Raw genomic sequence first — 16,811 nt, 5'->3', positions numbered from 1 at the left:
GTTATTGAGAGTCCTGGATATTAAGTTTTTTAGCAAGCTTGTTTAACTGGTTATTATTCGGAAATAATATTAAACCGATGGTAACTAATTTTTTTCTGTCAAATAAAAGCAACTGAGCTAAATAAGTTATAAAAAAGATAGTGGCTGAAATAATAATATCTATCATTATAAATTTAGATGGCAGAATAAGCTGAGTTATCAGTGAAGTTGTAATTGCCGCGACAAAACAACAAATTAAGGGCACTATAAAGTTGGTTATGTACTCTTTTATATTAAGCGATAACAGCTGGCATGACTTCCACATTGAAACTGCACAATACAAACACTTACCGAATATTAGTGCTATAAGTAAGGTATTTAACCCCCAATAAGCACTTATGGCAGTTAGCGGGACAATAATTAACGAAAGCTTAACTTGCAGTTGAAACCACCATTTAGCATGGTTGCTTAATACAATGATATTTTTTTGTGGTATGCCTAAAATAATAAAAGGGAACATGATACAAAAAGCTTGAAACACCACCGCTGCATTTAGCCATTTTTCTGTAAATAGCATTAAAAATATTTTTTCGCTATTGATAAAACAAAAGGTAAATAGCGGAAATAAACATAACACCGAAAAATAGACTGAGTTCATAAATGCTTTTCGAAACTCTATTAATTCTTCTTGTTTTTTCGCTAAAAGAGGAAGGCTAATCTCGTTAACAGTCACAATAAATATATCACTAATAATATTGGAAAGTCGTTTAGCTACATTATAAAAACCTAGCTCTCGCTTACCAAGAACGCCTCCTATAATCACTGATTCATAATGATTTAGCGCTGAACTAACCCCATTAGTAAGCGTTGAATAAGTAGCGAAGCTGTTGAGCTTAACTATACTCGCCAGTGAAAATTGAAAAGTGACCAAGTTTCTAGTTGGAAAATAGACAGCAAAAAAGTTAGCGATAGATAAAATAGCTTGTGCCCAAACTAAAGCCCAAACACCAAAGTCTAATAACAATAGCGCAATAATAATAACTGCAGATATAACCGCTGAAAATATTGTACGCAGCGCAATTAGGGAATATAACTGCTGCTTTAGTAAAACAGTATTTAATGTATAAAAAGCCCCATCAAAAATGAGCTTTAAACAAAATATGGTAATGGCTAAATTAAAGGTTTGGCTTTGAAACTCAAAAAATGACAATAAAGATAAAGCAACAATAATGGCAGATAAAAGCAGCGAAACAGCCAAATTTAACCAAAAGATACTGCTGATTGTAAGTGTATCTTCAATTTGGTATTTAATAATGGCATCACGCCATCCCGATGGCATAAAGCTACTGGCGATAAAAATAATTGCTAATGCCATAGCCACTAAACCAAAGTCTTCAGGAGCAAGGATGCGTGCCGTATAGGCAAAAACACTAAAATTAATAATAGGCGGGAAAAACTTGCTAAAAAACAGCCAAAAAACCCCTTTTGATGAATGGATCATTAATTGGCGGTTCTCTTAATAAAACGTTTAACAAATTCAACTTTTAATTGTTCAGTTATATATACCAAAGCTGAAAAAGAATTAAACAGCGCTTTTAAACTAGAAGCTACTTTTAGGTTTTTCAATGAGGTATAGAACTCTATCCATTGAATTTTGACATTAATACTTTCTGCATGCTGACTCAGCAACTGAGACTCCTCAACTGTTACGGGTAATGATGACGCCATTTTATAGTCACAATCACGCAGTTGTATTAAGTCGTGCAAACTATGATTGCCTGATAAAGAATTTTCACGTACGAGTGCAACATAGCCGCAAGCTTCAATCAGTCTTAATTTAGCACCCAATGCAAGGCAGCGGCAGTATAATTCGTAATCTTCACCCAAGCGCATATTTTCTTGATAGGCTAATTTATTTTTAATAAGGAAATCACGTTTTATTATAGGCTTGATAAACCCTAGCTCTTGACGTTCTTTTCCTTTTTTACTGATATTAGAAACAATAAACTCAGATAATGTGATATCTCGTGGAAAATTATAACTTTTACCCATCATTTCAGTTTTTGTTGAAAGAGGTTGCCCTTCAATAACTCTATATTGATCATCAGCAACCAATTGGTAGCCGCCACTATTTACTAACAACTTTTGGTACCGTCCAGCTTCAATAAAGTCGTCAGAATCAAGCACGGTTACCCAATCACTCGTGCAATGCTGCAAAGCTATATTTCTTGCTTTGGAGGGGCCACTATTAGTACCTGTAGAGTATACAGACACTTTGTCATGTAAATTTTGATAATGTTTTGCAATACTCATTGTTGTATCAGTTGAGCAGTCGTCAACTACAATTACTTGCGCAACACATTCATCATCAATAACTGATTCAATTGCTCTCGCTAATGTTTTATCTGCATTGTAAGCAGCAATAATGACTGCAACATTTTGATTATTAGACATTTTCATCCTTTAAATATGCGAGAACTAAGTTTTTATTGATAAACTCTTACGTAATCAATTACAAACTGCTGTGGAAAAATAGTGTTATCTATTCCTTTCCTTCCACCCCAGCCGCCACCAATAGCTAAGTTGATAATTAGGTACATTGGTTGATCAAATGGCCAAGATTTAGGCGAGGTATCCTCTTTGTGATAACTGTAATGTAGTAAGTCATCAACATAAAAATCTATACGTTCAGCTGTGCGCTCAACACTATATGCATGAAACTCATCTGCAAGATTTTTAACTTGTAAAGCGGTATTAACAGCGTTACCTTTTCTGTGGTTTCGCGCATTTGTATGGATAGCTGAGTGAATCTTATCTGGTTCAAAACCAACATACTCCATAATGTCAATCTCACCACACATCGGCCAACCCACTTGTTTAAAATTACTACCCACTAACCATATTGCAGGCCAGACACCACGCCCCATTGGTAGCTTAGCTCTAACTTCAATTCGACCGTATCCAAAGCCTGGTAAGTGCTCTGTGGTTAAGCTTGCCGATGTATAGCTATCTTTTGGCTGCTCATCAAACAAATACTGCCATAGATTTTCTGGTTTTTTAGCAGGTTGATAATGTGACTCTATTATTAAAAATCCATTTTCTATTCGGCTATTTGAGCTATTTGCTTTTTCATATCGTTGAGCTTCGCCATTTCTTAAGTACCCTTGTTCATAATGCCATTTACTATTATCTGGCAAGCCAGCAACACTAAATTCATCACTCCAAATTAAACGACCTTTATTTGCAAGTACACTTTGACTAAAGGCTGAAAATATTATGAAAAGGGCAAAAAAACATAATTTTATAGGCATAATTTAATACAGCTCAATATTGTTCATACCAGTCAACTTTGTCATAACACCAAAGTGAAAACACCCTCTTAAAAACCAGCTATATCTTTTACTAGGATATAAACACCATAAAATCGTCATAACTAAACAAAATGCAAATTTTGAAAATGCTTTGAGCATAAATTTAACTGTAAATAATTTACCACTAATAGCTGTATACTTGGTTGGAGCATAGGTCTGCCCCATTCTAAACCTTCGTTTGGCCAACCAATTTAAAGTCGCTCTCCCAGTTGGAACAGGTTCACAAACAGTAGCTTTTTCAGCATATTTTAACTTAGCCCCTTTTTTGAACACCCTTGAAAAGTAGTCGGTGTCTTCACCACCACTTTTGCCAAGTGCTAGGTCAAACCTCTCATTTTTAAGGTGCTCAGACCCTAAGTTTAATAAAGTATTGCAGGTATAACCCGTTTCAATTACACCATCAACAAATACAGGTGTAGTTGAATGAAGATCACACTTAACTATCCAATTCGGTGCATCATTTGGATACACAGATTCTACTGGGCCTAAAACAACGTCGGCATTTTCATTTAATGCTGTTTTGTATAATTCCGATAACCATGTTTTTGAAGCTGTTTCATCATCATCAATAAAAGCAAGCCATTGGGTTTTACAATTATTTAAACACGCATTTCGAGCTATTGATATATTTCGAGATGGCGCGTGAACGTAAGTAAGTTCAATACCCAATTTATTTGCTGTTTTTTCTATTACTTTGCGCATAGTAGGCTCAACATCATTGTCAGCAACAACTACTCTTACTTCCATATCTTCAGGTAATACCTGTTCAGCTATTGAAGCTAATGTTTCTTTTATTTCTACACGCTTATATGTACAAATAGCAATTGTAATTTCAACCATCATGACTTACCCGTAACTAAAGAAAGTGAGTTGGTAATCAATTTTTTGCAAAACCCAATTGACCAACCAAAATGCATAGTAGCTGCAATAAATCCTGATAGAAGATTAGTTAATGAGCGGCTCTTTAAAGCGAGCAACGTTCCATAAGCTAAACACACGCTTAGCCAGCCAATAAAGGGAATAGTAAATACCCAGCTAATTGGCGCAAGTAAAAAAATTAACAAGCATGGAAATACTGATAAGGGTATTAACTGTCGTATTTTGGGGATTTGTTTGTGCTTTAAAGCATTACTCGCACGCCCTACACCATAACGATAATATTGAACAAAAAGGCGATTAAAAGAATCCCGTGGGAAATATTTCATATTCGTTTTCCCAGTTAACCAAATTCTATACCCTGCAGCAGTTAGCCTAAAATCAAGCTCTGCATCTTCGTTTGCAATAAATGCCTCATCATAGCCACCTACTTTCTTAAATGCTTCAATCTTAATTAGCGCATGGTGCCCGTGAATAACCCACTTACCCTCATTACTATCATTGCGATGAGCAGACCCACCATTACCTAACTTAGAGTTTTGTGCACAGGCAGCAGCCTTTTGAAAACCATTTATTCCGACTGTATCCATGCTTATCACGACAGAATCTGCCTTGACTGCTAACACTTCTTCATTGAGTGTTTTTAAAAAGTTTGACGGATATTCCCCATGTGCATCTACTCTTGCAAAATAAGTAAAGCCGTTGCCAAATTTTTCTACAGCTAAATTAATTCCAGCACTTTGAATTTTTTTCGGGTTATTGATTAATTTTATATTTGGATAATTTTTACAATAGCTATTAACAATAGCTATTGTGTTATCGCTGCTTCCACCATCAGCAACAACGATGAGTTTAGGTGATTCGTTAGTGAGTTGCTGCAACAATTTAGCTATGTGTGCTTCTTCGTTTAAGCAAGGTATTACCACTAATAAATTTAATTCACTCACTTAAAGCTCCCATTAGTTTCATGCGCCCATTTAGCAAGTGCATTTTCAAGGCCATTGTCAAATAACAAGCCTTCATCTTCGAGCCACTGGGGGTATACATCAGTCGAGTTTATTAGTTTTAAAATTCGCTCAGGGTGAATACCGATATCTAGAAAGTTCACTGCTTTTAATAATGAAGCACCAGCCAACATTACACTTTTAGGAAATAGCATGGTTTTTACATTTGGAAAGTGCTGATCTTGAAAAGCATTTACAATATTCTCTAATGTATAGCGAGTGGTATACGCACCATTAAATAAAACAAAGTGAGTGTTTTTATTTCGGGCGTGTTCTATTGCATAAAGTAAATCATCAACATAAATACATGATTTTATAGTATCTTTTCTGCCAGGATATATAAAAAAACCTTTATCTAACAAGCTAGCAAGGCGGGTAAAGTTGCCTCCTTCACCCGGACCAAACACAACTGCAGGCCTAACAATGATCAGTTTTGAGCTTTTATTACGCTCATGCCATGCTTTATGAATTTGCTCTGCCATCATTTTAGAGTAACCATAAGACGACACTGGTGTTGGTGATGATGCCTCAGTTTTTCTGCTCTCCCCTGCTCCATATACTGATATAGAACTAGTAAAAATAATTTCATTTATGCCATTATTTTCAGCAAATTTAGTTACCTCATTTGCACCTAAAATATTAGTTTCATAATATTCATGGTGTTCATGGCCTGGGGTTGTATGTATAGCTGCAAAATTATAAATGGTACTGATACTTTTGCCATTAAGTGAAAATGCACTTAAATCTCTCACATCTGCAGTTATATAAGTAACACCTTCAACATTTACTTTTGGTGGTTTTATATCGACTGAAATTATTGGCGATATATTGCTCTTAACTAATTTATTAATAAGGTGTGAGCCAATAAAGCCAGAACCACCAAATACTATAACGCCACTCATACATTCCACCTTAATTTTATAGACTTTAATTCAGTTGTTTGGTTTAGGTAAATCCATGCACTACATGTTAAAAAATGTGAAATTGTAAATTGTGAAAACCAACCTGCTTCCAAAAAGGTTTGCAAAAACATATATAAAAACACCATCAATGCAAAACCTTCTTTACTACCAAATTCTAATTTTTTGTTGTTCGCTAATAGCCGAATAAACTTGCCAAGTAACATAATAAAAATAAAACCACCTAGTAGTCCCATTTCTACCGTTATATCGATATACATATTGTGAAAGTGAAATCCGGCACCTGAAGGCACATGTGCATACTCCCAAATTTCTTCAGCTAATGGGTTACCTTCGTAGAACACGCTTTGATAACCTAAACCTAAAATTGGATTTTCGGAAATACTTTCTAATCCTCGAGACCAAATAAATGTACGACCTGTTAGTGTGGGATCTTTATCAAGCTCATACATAAAATTATCAAAAGTTGTACTATTTCCAATAGCAATTAAACCAGATACTAGTGCTAAAAAGCTCAAGACTATAAGCCAATTTAGGTTACTTCTAACTAATTTTGCCATGTGAATTTTTTGATAATAAATATAAAAAAATACCACAATTAAAACTAATGAAGTTGTTACTACAGAGCCTAAGCTTTTGGATTTTATTAGAACCAAAAATGATAATATTAATAAGGCTGATCCAAACATTCTTGTTTTTCGGCTAATACTTTGATTTTTATACATTACCACCCCAACAAAGATACTTAGAGCGGCATTCATTGATAAAAAGTTCTTACTTTCAAATATACCAATTAAACTTAATTCACCTGTCATACCATTTAATGCGTACCTGTCAGATACAAGACATAAAAACATTGTTACAAAAAAACAGATGCCTGCAGTTTTAATAAACAAATCAAAACGCACTACCGCTGTGATTATCATTGCAAACACTGTTGTTAGTAATAATTGAATACCACCTCGTAATGTTAAAGGTGGAATATCTGACCAAGCGCTAGATAAGATAGCTAATAGCGGTATTGCTAAAAGTAGCCAATTTTTAAAAAGCAGATTGAGTAATTTGTTTTCATAAAGGATACAAAAAAGGATTCCACTAATTAAAAAACACAATACAGCAAGAGCGCCAAACAAAGCATTAAATAATAAACCCATTAGTGAGGTGAACAGTAAAATACTAATGACTATTTGCTTACTAACTTTTAGCATGATTGGCATTCATAATATGATAACTTTATCCAATAGCATAACTGCGGATGTAACTTGAAATAATTTAAAGTATTCAATAATAATTACACAATATGTGGTATTTAAATGCACGACATCTGCCAAGAATGATTTAAGACCCTAGTAGTGCTTTAGCACGTTTTGTAAACTCTTCACCCATTGTGCTTGACTGCATTGCATATTCTACATTTGCGAGCATATAGCCTAGTTTTGAACCGCAGTCGTGTGACTTACCCTTTAGATGGTACGCTTCAATTGTTTCAAGATGACGTAACTGCAGTAATGCATCCGTTAATTGTATTTCACCGCCAGCTCCTGGAGGCGTAAATTCGAGTAAATCCCAAATAGCAGGCGATACAACATAACGCCCTGTTATGGCTAAATTACTGGGCGCTTCATCATTATTTGGTTTTTCAACCATGGTGGTTATGGTTGCATTTTCGCCAGGCGCAATGTTTTTACCCGCCAAATCAACCACACCATAGTTATGCACTTCATCATGAGGGACAGGCTCAACCATAATTTGATTATGTTGAGTGCGTTCAAATCGGTCGATCATTTGTGCAAGGTTATCAACCTTAAGATTTGACTTATATTGATCGATAATTACATCGGGCAATAAAATAGCAAAAGGGTTGTTGCCAATGATTGGGCGCGTTTCAAGTATTGCGTGGCCTAAGCCTAACGGCGCCGATTGACGAACCGATATAATGCTTACATCTCGCGGTATTATTGAACGCACCTCTTCTAGTAGGCTGCGTTTTACGCGGGCTTCTAGAGTGGCCTCTAGTTCAAAGCTAGTATCAAAATGATTTTCTATTGCGTTTTTAGAAGCATGAGTAACCAGTATAATTTCTTTGATACCGGCTTTTACTGCTTCGTTTACAACGTATTGAATGAGAGGTTTGTCGACTAGTGGAAGCATTTCCTTTGGCGTTGCTTTGGTAGCTGGCAACATACGGGTACCTAAGCCTGCAACAGGCAAGACTGCTTTTAATACTTTCACTTCAATTCCTTTTATAGTTACTTTTTAGTTATGGCTTAGCTATTTATAAATGCCACTACAAAAAGCGGATTTTAAACTCTACTAACCACATGGGCGGCTATTATACACAACACATTTAATCGCTCAAGCTAAAAAGCAGTCTTTTTGATTGTTTTATGTGAATTTTTTGTTAACTGTTTATTTTCGCCTTTTTTGTAATCTATCATTTCATTCTCAATGGGAATATAATGGCTTTGTTAACATTTTAGGGATGGGCTTTGTGCGCGTTGGAATTTGCATCATTATATTAGTATCTTTTTTTGCTTGTGCACAAGACATGCTTTTGCATCTGCGAAATAGCGATATAATAAGCCGTGCCAAACAGTTTTACGGCGATGCAGGCCACCAACGAATAAAAACGTGGCTGAGTTTTATAGATGACTCCGCCGATAAGAGCGAATGGCAAAAAATTCATTTAGTTAATGATTTTTTTAATAAGCATATAAAGTACAAAACCGATGACGAACTTTGGCAGAAAAAAGATTACTGGGCCACCCCTCTAGAAAGCCTAGGTGTTGGCATGGGTGACTGTGAAGATTATGTTATTGCTAAATATTTTACTTTAATCGCTTTAGGTATCCCCGAAGATAAAATACGCTTTATGTATGTACGCCAGCGTACGGTTAATCAACCACACATGGTGCTTATATACTTTGAACAACCAAACCAAATACCGTTGGTGCTCGACAATTTTAATACAAAATTAGTGCCTGCAAGCAATCGGGGCGATTTAAAACCTATATACAGTTTTAATGGCCAAGGTTTATGGTTAGCCAAATCGAAAGGGTTAGGTAATAAGGTTAAAAATAGTCGTGGCGTTTCTGCTTGGAACACTATGCTTGAACGAATTGAACAAGGTGAGCTTGCCCCCGCCGCCAGTAACAATAAAGGAACTAGTAGTTATGTCTCGAATATTTAAATATGGATTGAGTTTAAAAACTCAAGTATATGGCTTGATCATATTAATTTCGGTTATTTCATTTTGTGTACGCGTTATTACCGATGTGGATACAACCCGTAATTATTTACAAACGCAAATGGCCAGCCATGCGCAAGACACCGCTACCAGTTTAGGGCTTTCTATATCTCCTTATTTAGAAGACGATAGCCTAGTAATTGCCGAAACGATGGCAACCGCTATTTTTGACTCTGGTTATTACAGCCAAATTAAATTTACCGATGTGCAAGATAATATAGTGTTTGAGTTACAAAACCCTAAACGCGTTGAATCTGTTCCTGGTTGGTTTATTAGTGCTGTTGAACTGAGTGCGCCCACTATGCACTCTGAAATAAACAATGGTTGGATGATGGCAGGTACACTTGATGTAACCAGCCATACTGGGCAATCTTACCTTACCTTATGGCAACACACACTCCGCAGCTTATATAGCTCATTTTTGCTATTAGCAGCATCACTGGCTATTGCATTTTTAATTTTACGCGCAGTATTTAAGCCGTTAAAAGCAGTAGAAGACCAAGCCACTTTAGTGACTCGAAAACGCTTTACCTTAAATAAAGAAATACCAGTAGCACGGGAGCTTCGCACTGTAACCCAAGCCATAAATAACATGGTTATAAACTTACAAAGTACCTTTGATTCTCTGACCAAACAAACACAAGCGCTTACTGAAGAAGTATACATAGATTCGTTAACGGGGTTGGGTAACCGTAAGTCGTTTGAAAACCACTTTAATTCTGTTGTAAATAATATTACTGACGATACGCCAATTACCGCGATGATGCTTACCCTACCCTCGTTAAATAATATTAACCAAGTGGTAAGCTACCAAGATGGTGATCAGCATGTACTTGATGCCGCTAAAATACTTAAGCATGTCGCCGATGAGTTACCAAATTCAACCATATTTAGGCTTAACGGGGGTACGTTTGTATTACTGGCCCCATATGACGTTTTATTTTTAAATAAAGCCCGCCTAGACCTCATTGATAATTTAAGTCAAAAAGAAAACAGCTTACATATAAACGGTTACGCTAATTTAGCCATTGTTGGCGTTGAGCAAGGAGCGAGTTTAGGTGAAGTGTTATCGCTACTTGATACTGGTTGCACTATAGGTGAAGACACTACGTTTGATAAAAACGATAAAGAGTCATTATTTAGTGTTAACCAATGGCGTACCTTAATTAAGTCGATTATAAATGCTGGCGAAGTGAGTTTTTCGGTGCAACCTGTTAAACAAGCTAATAAAACTGATTCTCAGTGTTACTTTGAGGTATTTGCACACTTTATTCATGAAGGCGAAAAGGTAAATAATGGTCACTTATTTGCGATGGCTGAAAAGTTAAATTTAACCGAAGAACTCGATAAAAAAATTATACGTAGCTTTGTAGATGTAAAAGAGCACTACCCTAATGATGTGTTTGCGTTAAATATTAGTAAGGCCTCATTGTATTCAGCCGACTTTATACAATGGCTTACCCTTTACTCGCACACTAAACCGGTAATTAAAACAAACTTAGTGTTTGAACTACATGAAATTGGTTTGCTTTATAACGTGCATGTTGCGTCTTTACATATAGATGCAATTAAAGAGCTGGGTATTAATGTGTGTATTGAACACTTTGGTACTAGCTTAACGTCGTTTAGGTATTTACAAGGTCTTGATATTGAGTACGTTAAAATTGATGGTAGTTACATTCAAGATTTGGTAACTAACCCGCAAAGTCAATTTTATATTCAAACAGTTAATAATATTTGTCATGGCTTTGGTATTAAAGTTTTAGCCTGTTTAATTGAAAAAACCGAGACTTTAGAAATACTTGAATACCTAGGATGTGATGGGGTACAAGGTAATTTAATACTGCCACCATCAAAAATTATTAAATCTAATGAAAATGGCGTAAATAAAGAGTTTACTTTTTGCACCGATGCGCTAAAATTTTGCAATTAGTACTCAACCAAGGGACGAGAAATGAAAAAATTAATTTTAGCTGGCTTAGTAGCTAGTGCGTCTGCTCTAACTGCTTTGCCAACCTATGCACAAACGGATAATAATGCTGTGGTTCAAGAAGTGAGCATAAATAGCATTATTGATATTCTTAATAACGTAACAGCAGATACTACGCCAGAGCAATTACGCGAAGATTTAGTAGAAGCGATTAAACGTATTTGTAAAAATAAAGAAAAAATCAAGCTAGACGAAAAACTGCTTAATGGCGCTTGTGGCGCTGCTGATATAGATGCAATGGTTGCTGCTGTTGTGGCACGTTTTGGTGCAGACAATCCATTAATTTCTGACTTTTTAGCTGCTCTTTCGGATGCTGGTTTAGATACTGATGCAATTACCCTAGCAGCAATTACCGCAGGTGTTGATGCAACAACCGCTTCTGAAGCAACTGCTGCAGGTCCTGGTGCGGGTCAGCCTGCTCCGCCAGTAGGCAGCTTACCAACATTACCAACACCTCCAGGTTCTGGTGGTACAGGCGGTGATAACGGTATATCTGAAGTCGGTAACTAGTTTTTACTATTAGTATATTCAAACGCAGCCAATTGGCTGCGTTTTTACTTTGTTTGAGTTTATTTTGAATCGTTTTATATTTTTTCTTATTTGTCTGATCCTTTTTTTGCTTCCCCTTCCTTTAGGTAGTTACAGGCCTTGGGCAATTTTAGCTATTGGTATTTTAACTAGCTTTACCTTTATTACTCACTTGGCAAACAGTGTTTTAAATAACCAGCAAGCACTCTTACCTCCTCGATATACTTGGCCGTTATTTACTGCCTTAGGCATTGTTGCTTTGGTGTGCGCGGTTCAGTTATTTGGCGTAAGTGTTGATGCTTTTCAAACAAAACAAATGTTATTAAAAACCAGTTTTTTAATAATGTTGAGCTGGTTAATATTTAATTACTGTAATAATGTAAATCGTATTAAAAAATTAATTTACGCCGTCATTTGCGCCGGTGTTTTTCAGGCTTTGTATGCTAGTTACTTAAACTTATCGCCCGATATTGTTAGCCCTTTATTTGGCTACAAACACACCGACAGAGCTATTGGTACTTTTACCTATTCTAACTTTTTAGCTAACTATTTAGCGCTGTGCTTATGCTTAGGCATTGGTGTGTTAATTAGCGAACTAAAACGCACTAACAACGGCTACAAGCCTACTTTAAAACAAACCTTACGTGCTTGGGCTGAGATTATATTAAGCTCTAAAATAATTTTGCGTATATCGCTAATTATTATAATTGTGGCGCTTATTTTAACCCGTAGTCGCATGGGTAATTCGGCTTTTTTTATCGCCTTAATTATAGTGAGCTTACTGGCGCTGTTTGTTTATAAGCAAAAGCCTAAAGCATTTAAATTGCTGATTGTGAGCTTTTTCATTATCGATTTAATCATCATTGGTGCCATTTTCGATGTAGAAAAGGTAAAACAACGTATTAGCGAAACCAGCTTGCAATCGGAAACACGAGATGAAGTTGTACGTGACTCAATTCCACTGATTTTAGATAACCCGTTATTAGGCTCTGGCGGCGGTACTTTTTACACTGCGTTTCCCGCGTATCAGTCTGAGCCCTACTCTGGTTATTACGACAATGCGCACAACGATTATGTGCAATTTGCAGTTGAGCTGGGTATTCCTGCAACGGCGTTATTGGGGCTGTTAGTGGTTTATTGTTTATGGCTATGTATTAATACTATGCGAACGCGCAAAACGGCCCTTTATCAGGGTGTGGCGTTTGGTTGTGCTACAGCTATTGTGGCAATGATGCTGCATTCGTCGGTTGATTATTCGCTGCAGGCGGGGGCTAATTCGATGTTGTTTATAGTGGTGTTATGTTTAGCTTTATTAACCAATAAGTTACCAACACCAAAGCGGATTAAAAAACGGCGAAGTGAAAGTTAACGGGCTGCGGGGAGCGGGTTACGAGCCTAATCCCGAAACCCGTAGTTCGCAACCCGCCGTCAGCAAGCTCTAACACCTAACACTTCATCCAGTTATATCATTACAATAAGATCTTAAGAAAATTATGCACAAAGAGGGCTATGAGACGCTGCGCTTTTAGAGGTTAAAGTCGAAATTATCGGGCTGCGGGGAGCGGGTTACGAGCTGTATCCTAACATCTTTTTGGCCTTCTCATTTGTTCCTCATTCCCTTCTCTTAGTTCAATTAGATCTTTAAGAAAAGTACGCACAAAGAGGGCTAAGAGACGCTGCGCTTTTGGAGGTTAAAGTCGAAAGTTAACGGGCTGCGGGGAGCGAGTCACGAGCTGTATCCTAACATCTTTTTGGCCTTCTCATTTGTTCCTCATTCCCTTCTCTTAGTTCAATTAGATCTTTAAGAAAAGTATGCACAAAGAGAGCTAAGAGACGCTGCGCTTTTAGAGGTTAAAGTCGAAAGTTATCGGGCTGCGGGCCTAATCCCTAACACTTGTTTTATCTTCTCATTTACTCCTCATTCTCTTCTCTCAGTTCAATAAGATCTTTAAGAAAAGTATGCACAAAGAGGGTTAAGAGACGCTTCGCTTTTAGAGGTAGTAACAAAATAATTAGTCACTTAGGTTAATGGCTTTGGTTTCTCATTTACTTCTCATTCGCTTCTCTCAGTGCAATAAGATCTTTAAGAAAATTATGCACAAAGAGGGCTAAGAGACGCTGCGCTTTTAGTTATTTAGCCCGCAACTCGAAGCTCTTCGCCCGTCGCTCACGACATTAAAGAATGACGCGACATGAAGTCGCTGCTACAAATCGGCAATAATATCGACCTAAAACCTATCGCCTGTTCAAATTTACTGCTCTTCTAAATCAAATTCGGTGGTGTGGCCGTCGCCGTGTATGAGCTGGTAACGGTCTAAATTACCGCCTTTGAGAGTAACCAAACTAATAGCCGAATCACTTACTAGGTACTTTTGCCCTTTGCCTTTAGTTTGGTGTTTGTCGACTTCCATGTGCCAGCGTTTGGTAAAAAAGTTAAGCGGACTTTTAGGGCCATATAAAATGGAGTCGAGCTTATCAAGCACATTTATTAGCTTACGCGGGAACTCGTTTTTAATGCCACTAGCTGTGAGCTGCCAAATTCTGTTGGGGTGATCGCCAAAACGCTTTTGCACTGAAAAACAAAACGAATAATGCACGTCGCCTGATAAAATCAGCGTTTCATTTGGGGTGTCGGTACGTCTAAATGTGTCGAGCAATTTTTTAGCTGAGCCTTCGTGCGCCATCCAGTTTTCTACATCAACCATAAGCGGTTGCCCACACATGTTAAACACCGCTTGAATCGCCTCTATTGATTTGACTCCAAACACCGGTGCGGGCGATACAATAATGACTTGGTCATGGCTGAGTAGGCTTTCCTCAAGCTCAGTGAGACGCTCCCAATCTAACAAGCCTGAGGGTTCATTAAAGTTCTGCTCGTTACGCCAGCGATGTGTTCGGGTATCAAGCACCACCACTTTAGGAATAGTTGTTAGCTCATAATGCCAATGGTTAAAATCGTTTAGATGTTTATCAAATGCTTTGAATTGCCATTGCTTATCCCCAGCTAGACTTGTTGTAAATGGAGTAAGTAGCGCACCGGTTTTTTGTAGTGCGTCGTTACCCATTCCCTGAAACAGCCAATAGCTTGCTAAGCCATTATTTACAATACGCTTGCTACTGGGGTTTTGATTAATGGCTTGCTCCCATCCGGCGGTGAGGTTCCAATCATCAGTGACATCGTGATCGTCAAACATCATTAAGGTAGACACATTGGCACATAATCGCTCTACCTCAGCTAAGCCTTTAGCGTAATCAATGAGTGTGGCTTTTTCTGTGCTAAACAATGCTTGGCTTTTTTCGTTACCGCCTGAGTAATTTAGCTTTGATAAGTCAACATATTGCCATGCGGTACTACTAAAATTAAGTAAATACAGTGCCACAAATTCTTCAAAATGAATAAGGTGGTTATACGCTTTTACGCTAGAAAAATGCGGCTCGTCTTTTTTTAACCAGTAACCTATGCCTAATTTAGAGCGCTTTTTCCATGAGGTGGTAGGGAGTAAATGATGGCGGCCATAAAGCTGTTGGCTAATATCGTCGGGTAAATCCAGCGCAAGCGCTTGCTCTTTGTAAATGCCTAATTGCTCAATGAGTTGATGGATAGCTAATAACATAGGCCCTGCTACATCGTCAGCATATACCTGATCGCCCGAGAGCAATAGCAACTGCGCCCCTTGTTGATTATGACTGCGTTGAGTAGCTTGCCACTGACTTGAACTAACTAGGCTGTCTTTTGCGGGATGATGTGCATTACGACACGAGCCATGCAATATTTGCGTCAGTCTTTTGGGGATCACAAACGCAGGTAACGCGCCATCATTAAAACTAAACGCTGATAAATCAACGGGGCTGTCATCAAAAAATAACTGATATTGTAGTAATATGTCGCGCGGGAACTGACTGTTTATAGGTTTAATAACTATGAACTGTAAAAATAAATGTTCACCCAGTCTAACGCTGTTTTGTTCGCTATAGCATTCGTAGCCCATTAGCTCTATACGGCCGTTTACCTGCTTTGAGGTAGCAAACTGAATACAAACTGTGGTTTTTTCTGCTCGGCGCACCATAGGCCCCATAAGTAACAGTGGGTGTTGCACCGAGAGAGTCGTCATGAGGTTAGCCTTTAGCTGCTAATTTAAATAAAGAGTAAAAGTTATCAGTAGTGGCTTTTGCCAACTCGTTAAAGCTAATGCCTTTGAGCTCACTAATGTAATAAGCAACGTCTTCAACATACGCTGGCTGATTAGTTTTACCACGATATGGTACTGGCGCTAAGTAAGGCGAGTCTGTTTCAATAAGCAGTCGATCGAGTGGAATTTGTTTTACTACTTCTTTAAGCTCTACCGCATTTTTAAAAGTCACAATGCCTGAAATAGAAATATAAAAGCCCATATCAATGGCTTTTTTGGCCATATCCCAATCTTCAGTGAAACAGTGCAATACTCCACCGCAATTTTCTGCTTTGTGCTCACGCATTAAATTAATGGTATCGGCACGGGCATCACGAGTATGAATAATAAGCGGCTTTTGTAATTCATTAGCTACCTCAATATGGCCAACAAAACTCGCTTGTTGCACTGCATGAGTGTCTTTTGCGTAGTAATAATCAAGCCCAGTTTCGCCAATGGCCACTACTTTGTCGTGTGAGGCTAAATCAATTAATTGCTGTTTGTTGAGTGCGTCTTTTTGATCAAGCGGGTGCACACCACATGACGCAGAAACGTCGTTGTAATGTTTTATTTGCTCTAGCATATTGGGGAACTGATCAAGTGTGACGCTTACACATAAAAAATGTTCTACTTTTTTAGCGCGGGCGTTATCAAGTACTTGGTCTAGGTTTAAATCGAGTTTATCAAAATCAAGACGGTCTAAATGGCAATGAGAATCTACAATCAA

General features: G+C 37.6%; 14 protein-coding genes. 4 read left to right on the top strand and 10 right to left on the bottom strand.

Features of this window, described 5'->3' with window-relative positions; translation table 11 throughout:
• Position 1: 1 nt before the first annotated feature.
• The 8 genes from L641_RS0105950 to galU form a co-directional block, all read right to left on the bottom strand.
• Positions 2 to 1,480, bottom strand: a complete 1,479-nt coding sequence (locus L641_RS0105950) for an oligosaccharide flippase family protein (RefSeq protein ID WP_024601415.1) — start codon at positions 1,478 to 1,480, stop codon at positions 2 to 4.
• Positions 1,480 to 2,433: a glycosyltransferase family 2 protein gene (locus tag L641_RS0105945; protein ID WP_024601414.1), complete on the bottom strand. Its 954-nt coding sequence runs from the start codon at positions 2,431 to 2,433 to the stop codon at positions 1,480 to 1,482. Before L641_RS0105945 ends, L641_RS0105950 begins: the two co-directional genes overlap by 1 nt.
• 32 nt (positions 2,434 to 2,465) lie before the next feature.
• The gene (locus L641_RS0105940) at positions 2,466 to 3,290 is read right to left on the bottom strand and encodes a glycoside hydrolase family 16 protein (protein ID WP_024601413.1); all 825 of its coding nucleotides are present in this window, start codon (positions 3,288 to 3,290) and stop codon (positions 2,466 to 2,468) included.
• 3 nt (positions 3,291 to 3,293) lie between these two features.
• Positions 3,294 to 4,193 carry a glycosyltransferase family 2 protein gene (locus L641_RS0105935; RefSeq protein ID WP_024601412.1) on the bottom strand — a complete coding sequence of 300 codons (900 nt, stop codon included), beginning with the start codon at positions 4,191 to 4,193 and terminating at the stop codon, positions 3,294 to 3,296.
• Entirely contained in the window at positions 4,190 to 5,173 is a 984-nt protein-coding gene (locus L641_RS0105930; protein ID WP_024601411.1) for a glycosyltransferase family 2 protein, read from the bottom strand. Before L641_RS0105930 ends, L641_RS0105935 begins: the two co-directional genes overlap by 4 nt.
• On the bottom strand, positions 5,170 to 6,132 hold the full coding sequence (locus L641_RS0105925; RefSeq protein ID WP_024601410.1) for an NAD-dependent epimerase/dehydratase family protein: 963 nt from the start codon (positions 6,130 to 6,132) through the stop codon (positions 5,170 to 5,172). The genes L641_RS0105930 and L641_RS0105925 overlap by 4 nt, the downstream gene beginning before the upstream one ends.
• Entirely contained in the window at positions 6,129 to 7,358 is a 1,230-nt protein-coding gene (locus L641_RS0105920; RefSeq protein ID WP_158000844.1) for an O-antigen ligase family protein, read from the bottom strand. The genes L641_RS0105925 and L641_RS0105920 overlap by 4 nt, the downstream gene beginning before the upstream one ends.
• Before the next feature lie 130 nt (positions 7,359 to 7,488).
• Positions 7,489 to 8,382: a UTP--glucose-1-phosphate uridylyltransferase GalU gene (galU, locus tag L641_RS0105915; RefSeq protein ID WP_024601408.1), complete on the bottom strand. Its 894-nt coding sequence runs from the start codon at positions 8,380 to 8,382 to the stop codon at positions 7,489 to 7,491.
• A 259-nt stretch (positions 8,383 to 8,641) separates the two neighbouring features.
• Here galU and L641_RS0105910 point away from each other — a divergent pair, with 259 nt between their 5' ends.
• The 4 genes from L641_RS0105910 (at position 8,642) to L641_RS0105895 (ending at position 13,284) form a co-directional block, all read left to right on the top strand.
• On the top strand, positions 8,642 to 9,340 hold the full coding sequence (locus L641_RS0105910) for a transglutaminase-like cysteine peptidase (RefSeq protein ID WP_024601407.1): 699 nt from the start codon (positions 8,642 to 8,644) through the stop codon (positions 9,338 to 9,340).
• Positions 9,324 to 11,330, top strand: a complete 2,007-nt coding sequence (locus tag L641_RS0105905; RefSeq protein WP_024601406.1) for an EAL domain-containing protein — start codon at positions 9,324 to 9,326, stop codon at positions 11,328 to 11,330. Before L641_RS0105910 ends, L641_RS0105905 begins: the two co-directional genes overlap by 17 nt.
• A gap of 21 nt (positions 11,331 to 11,351) precedes the next feature.
• Positions 11,352 to 11,897, top strand: coding sequence for a hypothetical protein (locus tag L641_RS0105900; protein ID WP_013464705.1), 546 nt, complete (start codon positions 11,352 to 11,354; stop codon positions 11,895 to 11,897).
• 64 nt (positions 11,898 to 11,961) lie between these two features.
• Positions 11,962 to 13,284, top strand: a complete 1,323-nt coding sequence (locus L641_RS0105895; RefSeq protein WP_024601405.1) for an O-antigen ligase family protein — start codon at positions 11,962 to 11,964, stop codon at positions 13,282 to 13,284.
• An 883-nt stretch (positions 13,285 to 14,167) separates the two neighbouring features.
• Here the strand turns inward: L641_RS0105895 and L641_RS0105890 are convergent.
• Together L641_RS0105890 and L641_RS0105885 are read right to left on the bottom strand one after the other, a co-directional pair.
• Complete coding sequence (locus L641_RS0105890; RefSeq protein ID WP_024601404.1) at positions 14,168 to 16,027, bottom strand: alkaline phosphatase D family protein; 1,860 nt, start codon at positions 16,025 to 16,027, stop codon at positions 14,168 to 14,170.
• A 4-nt stretch (positions 16,028 to 16,031) separates the two neighbouring features.
• On the bottom strand, positions 16,032 to 16,811 hold the full coding sequence (locus tag L641_RS0105885) for a YchF/TatD family DNA exonuclease (protein ID WP_024601403.1): 780 nt from the start codon (positions 16,809 to 16,811) through the stop codon (positions 16,032 to 16,034).

The sequence above is a fragment of the Pseudoalteromonas sp. TB41 genome, from assembly GCF_000497975.1.
In the GTDB taxonomy this organism is placed as follows: domain Bacteria; phylum Pseudomonadota; class Gammaproteobacteria; order Enterobacterales; family Alteromonadaceae; genus Pseudoalteromonas; species Pseudoalteromonas tetraodonis.
Note: the sequence above shows the minus strand (reverse complement) of the source record. Positions and strands in the feature narration are given on the sequence as shown.

Coding starts and splice junctions, on each gene's coding strand:
- L641_RS0105950 (WP_024601415.1), bottom strand. CDS start 1,480: ATGATCCATTCATCAAAAGGGGTTTTTTGGCTGTTTTTTAGCAAGTTT.
- L641_RS0105945 (WP_024601414.1), bottom strand. CDS start 2,433: ATGTCTAATAATCAAAATGTTGCAGTCATTATTGCTGCTTACAATGCA.
- L641_RS0105940 (WP_024601413.1), bottom strand. CDS start 3,290: ATGCCTATAAAATTATGTTTTTTTGCCCTTTTCATAATATTTTCAGCC.
- L641_RS0105935 (WP_024601412.1), bottom strand. CDS start 4,193: ATGATGGTTGAAATTACAATTGCTATTTGTACATATAAGCGTGTAGAA.
- L641_RS0105925 (WP_024601410.1), bottom strand. CDS start 6,132: ATGAGTGGCGTTATAGTATTTGGTGGTTCTGGCTTTATTGGCTCACAC.
- L641_RS0105920 (WP_158000844.1), bottom strand. CDS start 7,358: ATGCTAAAAGTTAGTAAGCAAATAGTCATTAGTATTTTACTGTTCACC.
- L641_RS0105905 (WP_024601406.1), top strand. CDS start 9,324: ATGTCTCGAATATTTAAATATGGATTGAGTTTAAAAACTCAAGTATAT.
- L641_RS0105900 (WP_013464705.1), top strand. CDS start 11,352: ATGAAAAAATTAATTTTAGCTGGCTTAGTAGCTAGTGCGTCTGCTCTA.
- L641_RS0105890 (WP_024601404.1), bottom strand. CDS start 16,027: ATGACGACTCTCTCGGTGCAACACCCACTGTTACTTATGGGGCCTATG.